The following is a 13,245-nucleotide window of genomic DNA, read 5'->3' on the forward strand; positions in this document are numbered from 1 at the left end:
CGCGGCACGCGAGTAACCTGGTCCGGCGTCGCGGCCGGCAGGGGGCGCCGCGCGGGCGCCGGGGCGCGCCGCGCGGGCGCGGCGGGCGGCGCCGCGGCCCGGCCGCCGGCGGAACGGATCGGCCACCACCAGCACGGACCAGCGGAGGCGGGAACCCAGGCATGGCCCAGACGACGTCCGACGAGCCGCTCGCCCGGGAAGCCGCGGCGGCGGAGCAGGACGCGCCGTCCGCGCTCACGCGCCTGCTGGGACGGGTCCGGCGGGTCAGGCGGGTCGTGTGGCTGTCGCTGCTGGTCGCGGCGTCCGCAGTGCTCGCCCAGTGGGTGGTCATGACGCCGCCGCTGTACTTCGACCCCTACTACGTGTGGCTCGCCGCCCGCGACTGGCCGCACATCCCGCTCACCCAGTGGCCTTTCGACGAGGTCCCGCACCAGGTCACCCGCATCGGGCTGGTGCTGCCGGCGCGGCTCGCCCAGGAGGTCCTCGGCGACGGCCAGGCCGCCTACTTCACCGTCGCCGCGCTCGGCGGCGCCGCCTTCTTCGTCGGGACGTACCTGGTCGTGCGGTCCCTGTTCGGCGACGCGGCGGGCCTGGTGTCGGCCGCGGTCATGCTGGTCCACCCGTTCTTCACCATGACCAACCCGTTCGGCCACGAGATCACCTGGTCGACCGGGGTGATGCTGCCCGACATGCCGGGCGCCGGGCTGTTCACGATCGGGATGGCCGGGCTCGTCGTCGCGAGCCGCAGGACCGGCCGGGCGCAGACGCGGATGCTGCTCGCCGCCGGGGTGCTCCTCGGCACGTCGTTCCTCGTCCGGGAGTTCCTGGCCTTCCTCTTCCTCGCCATCCCCGCCTACCTGGCGCTGCTGCGCATCCCGTGGCGACGGGGCGTCACGGTCGGCGCGCCGATGCTGGCGATCCTGCTGCTCAACTTCGTCCACAACCAGCTGGTGTGGGGCAGCCCGCTCGCCGGGCTCATGTCGGCGGCCGAGCACGGCGGCCAGTCCCGCGACTACGTCACCCGCTCCCTCGCCGCGCGGTCGTTCCTGCGCGCGATGCACGAGTGGAGCCCGCTCGGCCTCGTCTTCACCGCGGCGCTGGCCCTCACCGTCGCCGGCTGGGCCCTCACCCGCGACCGGCGGCTCGCGCTGGTCCTGGTGTGGTTCTTCACGCTCGCGGTGCCGCTGACGCTGTTCTCCGGCGTCCTCGACCCGAACGACATCTCGCTGCGCGCCTGGCTCCAGCGGTACTGGTTCGCGGTGCTGCCCGCGCTGCTCGCCGGCGGTTCCGGGTCGCTGATCCTGATGTTCCGGATGCTGCCGTCCGGCCTGGTCGCACGGCTGCGGCTGCGGACCGTCGCGGCCGTGCTGGCGGTCGCGCTCGGCGCGGCCTACGCGGTGGCGGCCGTGCGCGCCGTCCCGGAGCTGCCGCGCGACAAGGCGTGGAGCGAGCTGCGCGGCTACCTCGGCGACCACCGCGACATCACGCTGATCTGCGCCGACCGGCGCCTCGCGCAGACCCTCACCTTCTACACGCGCGACGTCTGGGGCCGCCCGGTCTGGCGCGGCGAGATCCGCGACTTCCCGCACTACCTGCCGGTCCCCCGCAACGCGACGGAGGGCCCGATGCTCTACACGCGGTGGCGCGGCATGGAGTCGCAGATCGGCGGCGGCTGGCGCCCCGACCCCGCCCAGGGCTGGACGCTCATGTGGCGCTCGTCGGACGGGGTCCTCCAGCTCTGGAATCCCCCCGCCAAGAGCTAGAGCCTGCCTCGAAGTGACCTCGGCCACGCGCGCGAACACGTGACCTGCCCGGTGGAGCGAAGCCGGAGGCGAGCGGAATCGGGCGGATCGCGAAGCGATGCCGCGTTCGCCCAGGCACGGTCACGCAGCGAGCCGCAAGGCGAGCGGAGTGGGCCGGGACCTTTAGACACGGGTCCAGGCGACCCAGTCGCCCTCCGCGGTGCGGCGGCTGGCGACGACGTGCCAGCCGGGCGGGGCGCCCTTCGGCCAGGACGCGGTGGGAGGGGCGTTCTTCGGCCAGGCCAGGACGACCATGTCGGCGTCCTGCGGCGGCGCGGTCCAGCGGGCGTCGAAGACGCTGCCGTCGCTCCACCAGGCCCAGTAGTACTGGGACAGCCGGATCGTCCACCAGATGTTCCAGTCGACGGCGATGGACCGCTGCCTCGCCAGGTCCGCGCTGCCCCGCAGGTCGGTGTAGGCCGTCTCGGCGCGCACCAGCGGCTGCGCGATGCGCTCGGTGGCGGTGGCGCACATGGCGACGGCGACCGCGGACAGCAGGCCCGCCAGCAGCAGCGGACCGGTCGAGCGGCGCGGTCGCGGCAGGGCGGCCGCCACCGACAGCCCGAGCAGCAGGAGGCCGGCGAGCGTGGCGTGCCAGAGGTGGAACGTCTTCCAGTTCCAGGTCAGGAACGCCGTCTCCGGGAAGTCGTAGGCCGTGTAGGTGTACCGGGTGAGCAGGTCGCCCGCGTACCACTGGACGACGCACGCGGCGGCGACCGTCAGGACCGACGCCGCGCCGGCCGCCCACAGCAGCGTCCGCCGCGAGGCGCGCATCAGGACCGCGACGCCCACCGCGAACAGCACCGGCGTGACGGAGGCCAGGTAGCGGCCGTACACGTAGTTGCCGATGCGGTACTCGACCGGCAGGGCCGCCGACGTCGCGGACGCGATGCCCGCCACGACCCCGACGAGCGCGAGCGCCAGCGCCCGCGTCGGCCCGGGGGTGGTGCGGCGGACCGCGAGGAACGCGACCGTGACGAGGCCGAGCGCCGCCACGCCGCCGGTCGCGACGGCCTGGTACCAGACCTGGCCGGTGCCGAGCGAGAGCATCCAGCCCCACCCGTCCGGCGTGGTGAGGCGCTTCACGACGTTGCCGCCGAGGTCGTTGTCGCCCTGCGGGTACATGTGCGGCAGCAGCGAGCGGTTCAGCAGCATGGCCGCGCCCGTGGCGGCGCCGAGGACGAGCACGGCGGCGGACACGGCCCGCCAGGACCGCCACCGCAGCAGCAGGGCGGTCCCGACCAGCGCGGCGTGCACGAGCAGCAGGATCGCGCCGCGGGTGTGACAGGCGTAGGCGTAGGCGACCAGCAGCGAGGCGCCCCCGCCGGCGAGCGTCAGCCGGACCGCAGGGCCGCGCCCGGGCGGGGGCGAGGCGGTCAGCCAGCTGTGCGTCAGCAGCAGCCAGCCGGCCACGATCACCGGCAGGACCGCGTCGGTCAGCACGAACCCGGAGTAGAAGAGCACGCACGGCAGCAGCGCCGTGACGTGCGCGAAGACGTAGGACCAGCGCCGCCGCACCGCCAGCCGGCGCAGCAGCAGGTAGGCCAGCGGCAGCATCGCCGCGCTGACCAGCGCGTTGATCACCAGGGCGGCCCGGTACACCCCGACCGGGCCCGAGCCGATCCAGAAGGCGGGCGTGAGCAGCAGCGGGTAGCCGCCGCGGTAGACCGTCCCGAACGACATGTCGGCGTCGGGTCCGCCGGTCAGGACGCGGGCGGCGAACAGGTACCCCGACTCGTCCGGCGTCGCGACAGGCAGCGTCTGCCCCGAGGCGAACCAGAGGCGCACGGCGACCTGCGCGGCCCAGCCGAGCACGAACAGCCAGACCCAGCGGCGGCGGTCCGCGCGCGGGAAGGCGGCCCTGCCGGCCGGAGCGGCGGGCGGTGCGTCCGGCGGCGCGTCCGGCGGCGCGGCGTCGCCCGGCGGTGTGCGCGTGCTCACCGGCGCACGGCGAACCGGGCGCGGACGGTCGGGTAACGAAGATCCATCGAGGTCAAGCCTGTCATAGTGCGGCCGGGGCGGCGGGCCCCGGCCCGCGGACGCTCAGCGACCTTTCAGGCTCCGGCACGCTCCGCCCCCGCGGTTTCTCGGATGGTGACGAGGGCCGGCCCCGCCGGGGGAACGTGCCGCGCCGAGCGCGGACGCGCGCCGCGCGTCCGGGCGCACGGACCCCTCAGCCCGCGGACGCGGTGCCCTCGTCGTCGCTCTCGGACGTCGCGGCGGCCTTCGCGGCGGGAACCTTCGCCCGCTCGCCCGAGGTCGCGGCCTCGCCGGCCGCCGGCTCGGCCGCGGCGCCCTTCCTGGCGCGCTCGGCCTTCTCGGCCTCGCTCCGCGCCACCTTCTCCACGGCGGCGTCGACGACGCCCGCGGCCTCCTCGGCGGGGTCGGTGAGCGGCGGGTGCTGGCGGCGCCGGATGCCGAGGATGCTGACGAACAGCGAGGCGAAGATGGCCTGGAAGCTCATCACGAGCGCGGTCGCGGCGGGGACGACGATGCGCAGCGAGTGCCGCGGGTCGAGCTCGCCGAAGCTGTTCACCCGCCAGTGCAGCAGGGACGCGACGAGGCCCGCGAGGCCGGCGACCGCGAGCAGCCCGCCGAGCAGCAGGCCGCGCTCCAGGCTCCACCAGTCGATGAGCCTCTGCACCCGGCGGTCGTGGGGCAGGAACCCCTCCTGCATCGCGTAGACCTTCGTCAGCAGCGCGAACAGCACGGCCTGGAAGCCGATCACCAGCGCGGCGGAGGCGCCGACCAGCGTGTCGACGTCGAAGGCGATCTCCCCGACGGTCACCGGGCCGGTGGACAGCGCGATCCCGGCGACCAGGCCGAGCGTCATGAAGACCAGGCCGGGGATGAGGAACAGCCAGCGGGGGCTGTAGAGCATGAGGAAGCGCAGGTGGCGCCAGCCGTCGCGCCAGGTGTTGAGGTGCGGGGCGCGGGAGCGGCCGTCGGGCGACAGGGTGGTCGGCACCTCGCGGATGTCGTAGCCCTCGAGGGTCGCCTTGACGACCATCTCGCTGGCGAACTCCATGCCGCCGGTCTGCAGGCCGAGCCGCAGGATCGCGTCCTTGTCGAAGGCGCGCAGGCCGCAGTGGAAGTCGCCGATCTTGCTGCCGAAGAACAGCCGGCCGACGAAGCTGAGCACCGGGTTGCCGAGGTAGCGGTGCAGCGGCGGCATGGCGCCCTCGGCGATGCCGCCCTTGAACCGGTTGCCCATGACGAGGTCGGCGCCGTCGCGCAGCTCGTCAAGGAACGGGCCGAGGGTGGCGAAGTCGTAGGAGTCGTCGGCGTCGCCCATCGCGACGTACTTGCCGCGCGCGGCCCGGATCCCGCCCATCAGGGCGTTGCCGTAGCCCTTGTCGATCACCGGCACGACGCGGGCGCCCGCGTCCCGGGCGAGCTGCTGGCTGCCGTCGGTGCTGCCGTTGTCGGCGATGACAACCTCGCCGTCGATGCCCTTGTCCTCGAAGAAGGCGATCGTCTTGCGGACGCAGGTCTCGACCGTCTCGGCCTCGTTCAGACATGGCATCACTACGGAGAGTTCCACGCGTGCTCCTTCGTTACCCCTGGTGGCGTCGTTACCCTTGGTGACCCTGTTGCACCTGCTGACCGTCTGCGGCGTTTTCCACTAATCTCTGTTGTTCCGCGTGTGGTTCCTCGGGACGGCCCGTCAGCGTTCAATGATGCCCGCCGAGGGCGGGACTTGAGGGCCGCTCTCGTCAAGAGCACCCGTATCGTGTTGCCCACTTGCAACCGGAAAACCCTATCCGGCACGGTCGCGGGCTGCATGTTAGGACGTCAAGCATACGGGCACGGCAGCCCGGAAGGGTGGGGCGGCTGTGACGCGCTCCGTACGACGCGGTGCTGTGGACGAACGTAGTGCCCTGGACGAACGCAGTGCCACCGGACCGGGGGCCGGACAGCGAAGGGAAGGTGCGGCAGTGGCGGGGGAAACGCCGCGGGGCACCGGGCTCGACGGGTCGGCGCAGGGCGGGACGGTCCTGGCCACGGCGGGCGCGTCCGCCGCGACGACGGACGTCCCGGGCGACACGCCCGGCGGCGTGGAGACCGTCCCGGAGTCGGCCAAATCTCGTCCGGGATCGGGCAACGCCACGCTCGATTCCAGTACAGAGAGCCTGGAATCCGACATAACGGTCACCGACTCCGGCTCCGCCATTGAGGGCGGCCCGAAAACGGACACAAAGACCCGTCCGGAATCCGGGGACGCGCCGGAACTCCCGCCCGATTCGGCGGCGGCGCCGGGCGGCGGCCGGGCCCGCGGACTGTGGACGCTCGCCCGCCGGAATCCGGCGTTCAGTGTGATCATTGCCATAGCGGCGCTGCTCCGCCTGGTGGCGATGCTCGGCTACCAGCCGGTGATGTTCTTCAATGACAGCTTCGACTACCTGAACGTCGCGATGGACCCGTATCCGCACCCGCTGCGGCCCGACGGGTACTCGTTCCTGCTGCTCGTCCTCAAGCCGTTCCACAGCTTCGCGCTGGTCGCCGGGATCCAGCACCTCATGGGCCTGGCCATGGGCGTGATGATCTACGCGCTGCTGCGGCGCAGGTTCCGGCTGCCCGGCTGGGGCGCCGCGCTCGCGGCCGCGCCGGTCCTGCTGGACGCCTACCAGCTGCAGCTGGAGCACCTCGTCCTGTCGGACACGACGTTCACGTTCCTGGTGATGTGCGCGGTCACGCTGCTGCTGTGGCGGGACCGCCCGACCTGGAAGATCGCGACGGCGGTCGGGCTCATCGTCGGGATGGCCTGGCTGACCCGCTCGGTCGGGATGCCCGTGCTCCTCGGCGTGCTGGCGTACATGCTGATCCGGCGCTGCGGCTGGCGGCTCATGGCCGCCACGCTGGTCGCGTGCCTGCTGCCGGTGCTGGGCTACATGGGCTGGTACAAGGCCGAGAGCGACAAGTTCGCGATCACCGAGAGCAACGGGATCTTCCTGTACGCCCGGGTCTACAAGTTCGCCGACTGCCACCGGATGGACGACCTGCCGGTCAGCGAGTACCCGCTGTGCACCGAGCCCGCGAACCGGCTGCCGAACTCGCAGGACGGCATCTGGAACGCCCGCTCCCCGCTCAACCGCTACACCGGCACGCGGTTCAGCCCCGAGAACAACAAGCTCGGCAACGACTTCGCCAAGCGGGCCATCGCCGCCCAGCCGCTCGACTACACGCGGGTCGTCGCGCACGACTTCTTCCGGGTCTTCCAGTGGAAGCGCACGGTCTTCCCCGACCCGGCGACGTACTCCCAGTACGAGTTCGAGAAGAAGAGCAGGCCGCTGCCCGACTGGCACATGCCCGGCGGCGGGACGGCGGCGCAGGACGCGCGGGGCTACGAGCACGGCAACGCCCGCACGCAGGTCGCCGAGCCGTTCGCCGGGGTCGTCCGCGGCTACCAGGACGTCTTCTACCTGCGCGGGACGATGGTCGGCGGCATCCTGCTCATCGGCCTGGCCGGGCTGGTCCCGCTGTGGCGCCGGTTCGGCGGCGAGGCGGTGCTGCCGTGGACGCTGGCCACCGGGTTGCTGCTCGCGCCCGCCGCCACCGCCGAGTTCGACTACCGGTACGTGCTGCCCGCCGTCCCGCTGGCGGCGCTCGCCGCGGGCATGGCGTTCCGGCCCGAGGCCCGCCGGGCGGTCGCCGGCTGGACGCGCGGCCTCACCCGGCGCGCGAAGGGCGAGCCGGCGCCGCCGTCCGAGCCGACCGAACCGGCTGAACCGACCGAGCCGGCGGCGTCCGAGTCACCCCGGGCCACCGAGGTCATCGCCTGACCGACGCGCCGGGCGGTCACCAGGCGTGCATGCGGCGGAGGTGGAAGACCATCGCCACGTCGCTGCCGCTGCGGGCGATCGGCAGCTCCTCCTGCCTGCCGTGCGACGCCGACAGCGCCTTGACGTTCTCGCTGCCGCAGTCCGGGCAGCACCGGTTGAGCCAGGGCGTCGTGCAAGGCTGGCCGTGGCGCTCGTAGACGACGGCCGCGTTGCCGTGGCCGTCGCCGGAGTGCCGGACCCTGAACTCCTCGTTCCAGGACACCCCGCACCTCAGGCACTCGAAGACCCACACCTCGTGGTTCGTCCATGCCTCGTGCACGGCACTCACCCCCTCACAGACCGCTCCGTGCGCGACTCGCTCGGCGCCCCTGGTCTGCTTCCCTCGGATGCCCCGGCCGGAGGCCACCGGATCGGTTATGCCCCGCAGCAACCCGTTTGCATCGCTCTGAGGGGGGTGACTATTTCCTGGCCTTCACGACGGCGTCGTAGACGAGGCGCTTCTGGGCGCCGTTCTCCCGGGCGACCTCGGCGATGGCCTGCTTGCGCGGCGTCCCGGCCGCCTCCCGGTCGGCGACCGCCGCCGCGAGGTCCGCCGGATCCGTCAGCCCCTGCGGCTCCGGTGCCCCGCCGACCACCACCGTGATCTCGCCGAGGACGCCGTCCCCCGCCCACGCGGCGAGGTCGCCGAGCGGCCCCCGGCGGACCTCCTCGTAGGTCTTGGTCAGTTCGCGGCAGACCGCGGCCGGACGGTCCGCGCCGAACGCCTCCGCCATCGCCGCGAGCGTCACCGGCAGCCGGCGCGGCGACTCGAAGAACACCATCGTGCGGGGCTCGCCCGCGAGCGCCTCCAGCCGGCGGGCCCGCTCGCCAGGCCTGCGCGGCGGGAACCCCTCGAAGCAGAACCGGTCGGTGGGCAGCCCCGACACCGCCAGCGCGGTCGTGACCGCGGACGGCCCCGGCAGCACGGTGACCGGCACGCCCTCGGCGACGGCGGCGCGGACGAGCCGGTACCCGGGGTCCGACACGCCCGGCATCCCGGCGTCGGTGACGACCAGGACGTCCCGTCCGGCGAGCAGGTCGCCCACGAGGCCCGCCGCCCGCTCCCGCTCGTTCACGTCGTTGTAGGACACGACCCGCGCGGCCAGTTCGACGCCGAGGTCGCCCGCCAGCCGGCGCAGCCGCCGCGTGTCCTCGGCGGCGATGACCGGCGTCTCCGCCAGCGCCGCCCGCAACCGCGCCGAGGCGTCCTCGGGCCTTCCGATCGGCGCCGCGGCGAGCCGCAGCGTCCCCGTCCCGGCCCCCGTCACCGCCGCCATCGCGGCCTCCATCCCGGTCCCGTCACGGAACCCATTGTCCCAGGGGGCGGGCCGAGGTCCCGAAGGAGGCGGCGATTGCAAATAAACTCGCAGAATGGCGACGACGGATCTGGCATCGGTCCCGGCCACGGCGTCTCGGCGCAGGCCCCCTCCGCTGCGGGAGTGGCTCGCGCCCGCGATCCCGGGCGGCGCGCTGCTGTCCTGGCTCGGTCCGCTGCTGGTCACGGCGCTCGCCGCGTACCTGCGGTTCGACCGGCTCGGCCAGCCGAAGGCCGTGGTGTTCGACGAGACCTACTACGCCAAGGACGCGCTCGCCCTGCTGAAGTTCGGCTGGGAGCACAACACCGTCGACAACGCCGACAAGATGCTCATCGCCGACCCGGACGCGAACATCTGGGGCAGCGGGCCCGCCTTCGTCGCGCATCCGCCGTTCGGCAAGTGGATGATCGCGATCGGCGAGGCGATGTTCGGCGCGACCCCCTTCGGATGGCGCTTCGTGCCCGCCCTGGTCGGGACGCTGTCGGTGCTGGTCCTGTGCCGCGTGGCGCGCCGGATGACCGGCTCGACGCTGCTCGGCTGCGCCGCCGGCCTGCTGCTGGCGCTGGACGGCCTGGCGTTCGTGACCAGCCGGGCCGCGCTGCTCGACGTCTTCGTGATGTTCTGGGTCCTCGCCGGGTTCGCCTGCCTGGTGAACGACCGGGACCGGTCCCGCCGCACCCTCGCCGAGCGGATCGAGCGCGGCGAGACCTCGGTCTACGGGCCGTTCCTCGCGCACGGCTGGCGGTGGGGGGCGGGCGTCTGCCTCGGCCTCGCCTGCGCCACCAAGTGGACGGGGATCTTCTACGTCGCCGCGTTCGGCCTCATGACCGTCCTGTGGGACTACGGCGCCCGCCGCGCCGCCGCGGTGCGGGCCCCGCTGGCGGGGACGATGCTGCTGGAGGCCGTCCCGGCGTTCGTGCAGATCGTCGTGGTGGGGATCCTCACGTACCTGGCGACCTGGTGGGGATGGATCTTCAAGCCGGGCGGCTGGGGGCGCGGCGAGGTCTCCGGGAACCTGCTCTGGCGGCCGTTCGAGGCGATGCCGAAGCTGTGGCACTACCACTCGGAGATGCTCGGCTTCCACACCGGGCTGCACGCCGGCCACCCCTACAAGTCGTGGCCGTGGGGCTGGCCGATCCTGCGCCGCCCGGTCGCGTTCTTCTACACCCAGCCGAAGACCGGGTGCGGCGACGCGCCGGTGTGCTCGCGCGAGATCCTCGGGATCGGGACGCCCGCGCTGTGGTGGGGGGCGCTGGCCGCGCTCGTCGTGGCGGCGTTCATCTGGCTGATCCTGCGGGACTGGCGGGCCGGGGCGATCCTGCTCGGCTTCCTCGCCGGCTGGCTGACGTGGTTCCCCTCGGCGTTCGCCGACCGCACGATGTTCCTGTTCTACGCGACGCCGATGATCCCGTTCATGGTGCTGGCGGTCGTCCTCGTGCTGGGGTACCTCATAGGGCCCGCGCCCGCCGGGGCGGCGGGGGCGCACGCGGCGCGTCCGGGTGAGAACGGCCTCGCCGCGGGCGCCCCCGCCCCCCGAAACGCCCTCGCAGGCGGGCCTCCCGGCCTGCCCTGGGAGGCCCCGGCCGCCCCGGGGTCGGCTCTCACGCCCTACGACGAGCGGGCGCCGCATGGCGAGCGGGCGCCGTACGACGAGCAGACCCCGTATGGCGAGCAGGCGCCGTACGACGACCACGGGACATATGACCAGCACGGGACATATGACCAGCACGGCGCACACGTGTCGCCGGCGGGAGTCCAGGCCGCCGGGGTCCGGAGGCTGGTCGGCGCCGCCGTGGCGGGGGCGTTCCTGCTGGTGGTGCTGGCGAACTTCGCCTACTTCTACCCGATCCTGTCCGCCGAGACGATCCCCAAGAGCGACTGGGAGGCGCGGATGTGGTTCGAGCACTGGGTCTGACCTGCGGCCGGCCCGTCACAGCCGCGCGGCGGCGTCCGCGGTGACGGTGCGGGGCACGGCGGGGCGCAGCGTCCGCGCGCCGAGCAGGCACAGGACCAGGGCGAGGACGCCCCCGGCCCCGGCGCCCGCGAACGCGCCGGGCACGCCCGCGGCGTCCTGCCCGACCCCGGAGACGAACGACCCGACGGAGCCGCCGGCGCCGATCGCCGCGACGATCCACGCGAACGCCTCGGTGACCGTCCCCGCCGGGGCGAGCCGGTCGACGAGCGTGAAGCTGCACGCCAGCACCGGCGCGAGGAAGACGCCGGAGGCGAACGCGAGCACCGACATGACGGGCAGGCCCGGCGCGAGCACGAGCGGGAGGTACCCGGCGGCGAGCGCGCCCAGCAGCCAGGGCAGCCGCCGGTGCGGCGCGCCGCCCCACGAGCGGGCGCCGTAGACGAGCCCGCCGGTGAGGGCGCCGCCCGCCATGCACGCCAGCAGCAGCCCGGAGGCGAGGTCGCTGCCCTGGTCCTCGGCGTAGGCGACGACGGCGACGGCGTAGACGCCGAGGGCGATCCCGGCGCAGGCGAGCGACAGCAGCAGGACCCGCAGGCCCGGGGACCGCAGCGGCCCGGCCCAGTCGGAGGCGCGCGGTGCGCCCCGCCACCTGCGCGACGGGCCGGACAGCGCGACGACCAGCGTTCCGGCGATGCCGAAGGCGCCGGTGAGCAGCAGCGCGGTCTCGGTGTTCACGACGGCCGCGGCGACGACGAGCAGCGGGCCGAGGGTGAAGAGCAGTTCCTGGGCGGCGGCGTCGAGGGCGTAGGCGGCGTCGACCTGCTCCGGGCCGTCCAGGACGTCGGGCCACAGGGCGCGCAGACCGGCCTCGAGGGGCGGGGTCGCGAAACCGGCGGCGAAGACGGCGGCGACGGCCACCGGGAGCGGATCGGCGCCGACGGCGGCGAGGAGGGCGAACCCGGCGGCGGAGGCGCAGGCGGCGGGCAGCAGGACGCGCGGCTGGCCGAACCGGTCCATGGCGCGGCCGAGGACGGGCTGCCCGGCGGCGGTGGCCAGCCCGAGGATCGCGGCGAGGGTCCCCGCGAGCGGGTAGCCGCCGTCGTCGGCGCGGACGTGCAGGACGACGGCGAGCATGCCCATCCCGTTGGGGAGCCGGCCGAGGAGGGTGCCGCCGAGCAGGCGTCCCGCGTACGGCCTCCGCAGGAAGACGACATAGCCGCGCATCGATGGCCCCCGGGATCCCGTCTCATATGCCAGTCATACGTATTACCTCCGTCATACGTACCACTTCCGGGTCCTCCCGTTCTAGTCTGATTTCGTTGGATCGATCCTCCAGGGAGGCGCAGGTGCCGGCGATCAGCCGTCCCACCAGCAAGGACGTGGCGCAGGAGGCCGGGGTCTCGCAGTCCACGGTCTCGCTCGTGCTGGGCGGCAAGTGGAGCGGGCGCGTCTCCCCCGCGACGGCGCGCAGCGTGCGGAGCGCGGCCGAGCGGCTCGGCTACCGGCCCAACCAGGCGGCCCGGAACCTGCGGCTCGGCACGACCCGGACCGTCCTGCTGATGGTCCCGACCCTGAGCGCGCCGTTCTTCGGCCCCGTCTACACGGGCGCGGCGCGGGTCGCGTCCCGGCACGGCTTCGGCGTCGTGGTCTCGACCTGGCCCGACGACGCGGCCGGCCCCGCCGACAGCCCGTTCGCGGCGCCCGACGAGGCGATCGACGGCATCCTCGCCACCGCGATGTCGGTGGAGACGCTCCGCGAGTTCCGCGAGACGCCCGTCGTGATGCTCGACAGCGGCCCGGCCGGGCGGCCCGGCGCCCCCGTCCCCACGGTCGACTTCGGCGTGGCCGAGGGGATGCGGGCGATCGCGGCGCACCTCGCGGAGCTCGGCCACCGCCGGATCGGGCATGTCGCCGCCGCCGTCGACCAGTGGACGTTCCACACCCGCGCGGACGCCCTCGCCGGCGCCGTCGCGGACCTGCCGGGCGGCGTGCTGACCCGGGACGCCTGCGCGATCGACGTCGCCTCGGCCAAGGGCGCCGCCACCCGGCTGCTCACCGCCCCGGACCCGCCGACCGCGCTCGTCTGCGACGACGACCAGATCGCGGCGGGCGCGTACAAGGCGGCGCGCGCGCTGGGCCTGGACGTCCCGTCCGACGTGTCGGTCACCGGGTTCGACGACGTGCTGCTCGCGACGGCCCTGGAGCCCGAGCTGACGACCGTCCGGCTGCCGGCCGAGGAGCTGGGCGCGCAGGGCATGGCGGCGCTGCTCGAGCTCCTCGACGGCCGCAGCCCCGCCCCGCGCGTGCTGCCCGGCGAGTTCGTCGTCCGCGGCTCGACGGCACCGCCGCGCCCCCGCTGACCGGGCCGCGCCGCATGGCCTCCGTCACAC

9 protein-coding genes are annotated in these 13,245 nt (G+C 74.1%); 4 read left to right on the forward strand and 5 right to left on the reverse strand.

The window, feature by feature from the left end:
* Positions 1-161: 161 nt before the first annotated feature.
* Positions 162-1,763 (forward strand): glycosyltransferase family 39 protein, encoded by a 1,602-nt coding sequence (locus FKD65_RS16260; protein ID WP_141578302.1) that lies wholly within the window; start codon positions 162-164, stop codon positions 1,761-1,763.
* Positions 1,764-1,925: 162 nt separating this feature from the next.
* Here FKD65_RS16260 and FKD65_RS16265 read toward each other — a convergent pair whose 3' ends face one another.
* Positions 1,926-3,743, reverse strand: a complete 1,818-nt coding sequence (locus tag FKD65_RS16265; RefSeq protein WP_141578303.1) for a hypothetical protein — start codon at positions 3,741-3,743, stop codon at positions 1,926-1,928.
* A gap of 232 nt (positions 3,744-3,975) precedes the next feature.
* Positions 3,976-5,346, reverse strand: a complete 1,371-nt coding sequence (locus tag FKD65_RS16270; RefSeq protein WP_240810177.1) for a glycosyltransferase family 2 protein — start codon at positions 5,344-5,346, stop codon at positions 3,976-3,978.
* Positions 5,347-5,740: 394 nt separating this feature from the next.
* Between FKD65_RS16270 and FKD65_RS16275 the strand changes: the two genes are divergently transcribed.
* Entirely contained in the window at positions 5,741-7,585 is a 1,845-nt protein-coding gene (locus FKD65_RS16275; protein WP_240810178.1) for a hypothetical protein, read from the forward strand.
* 16 nt (positions 7,586-7,601) lie between these two features.
* On the opposite strand, the gene FKD65_RS16280 is transcribed toward FKD65_RS16275, so the two are convergent.
* Positions 7,602-7,904, reverse strand: a complete 303-nt coding sequence (locus FKD65_RS16280; protein WP_141578304.1) for a hypothetical protein — start codon at positions 7,902-7,904, stop codon at positions 7,602-7,604.
* Between the two features lie 139 nt (positions 7,905-8,043).
* A complete protein-coding gene (gene rsmI, locus FKD65_RS16285; protein ID WP_141578305.1) occupies positions 8,044-8,901 on the reverse strand; it encodes a 16S rRNA (cytidine(1402)-2'-O)-methyltransferase in 858 nt (285 codons plus the stop codon).
* Between the two features lie 94 nt (positions 8,902-8,995).
* Between rsmI and FKD65_RS16290 the strand changes: the two genes are divergently transcribed.
* Entirely contained in the window at positions 8,996-10,855 is a 1,860-nt protein-coding gene (locus FKD65_RS16290; protein WP_240810179.1) for a dolichyl-phosphate-mannose--protein mannosyltransferase, read from the forward strand.
* A gap of 15 nt (positions 10,856-10,870) precedes the next feature.
* On the opposite strand, the gene FKD65_RS16295 is transcribed toward FKD65_RS16290, so the two are convergent.
* Positions 10,871-12,079, reverse strand: coding sequence for an MFS transporter (locus tag FKD65_RS16295; protein ID WP_141578306.1), 1,209 nt, complete (start codon positions 12,077-12,079; stop codon positions 10,871-10,873).
* Between the two features lie 122 nt (positions 12,080-12,201).
* Here FKD65_RS16295 and FKD65_RS16300 point away from each other — a divergent pair, with 122 nt between their 5' ends.
* A complete protein-coding gene (locus FKD65_RS16300) occupies positions 12,202-13,215 on the forward strand; it encodes a LacI family DNA-binding transcriptional regulator (RefSeq protein WP_141578307.1) in 1,014 nt (337 codons plus the stop codon).
* Positions 13,216-13,245 lie beyond the last annotated feature (30 nt).

The organism is Actinomadura sp. WMMA1423 (assembly GCF_006547145.1).
Lineage (GTDB): Bacteria > Actinomycetota > Actinomycetes > Streptosporangiales > Streptosporangiaceae > Spirillospora.

Bases quoted from the DNA above. Each gene is read 5' to 3' on its own strand.
- FKD65_RS16290 (WP_240810179.1), top strand. From the start codon at position 8,996: ATGGCGACGACGGATCTGGCATCGGTCCCGGCCACGGCGTCTCGGCGC.
- FKD65_RS16295 (WP_141578306.1), bottom strand. From the start codon at position 12,079: ATGCGCGGCTATGTCGTCTTCCTGCGGAGGCCGTACGCGGGACGCCTG.
- rsmI (WP_141578305.1), bottom strand. From the start codon at position 8,901: ATGGCGGCGGTGACGGGGGCCGGGACGGGGACGCTGCGGCTCGCCGCG.
- FKD65_RS16260 (WP_141578302.1), top strand. From the start codon at position 162: ATGGCCCAGACGACGTCCGACGAGCCGCTCGCCCGGGAAGCCGCGGCG.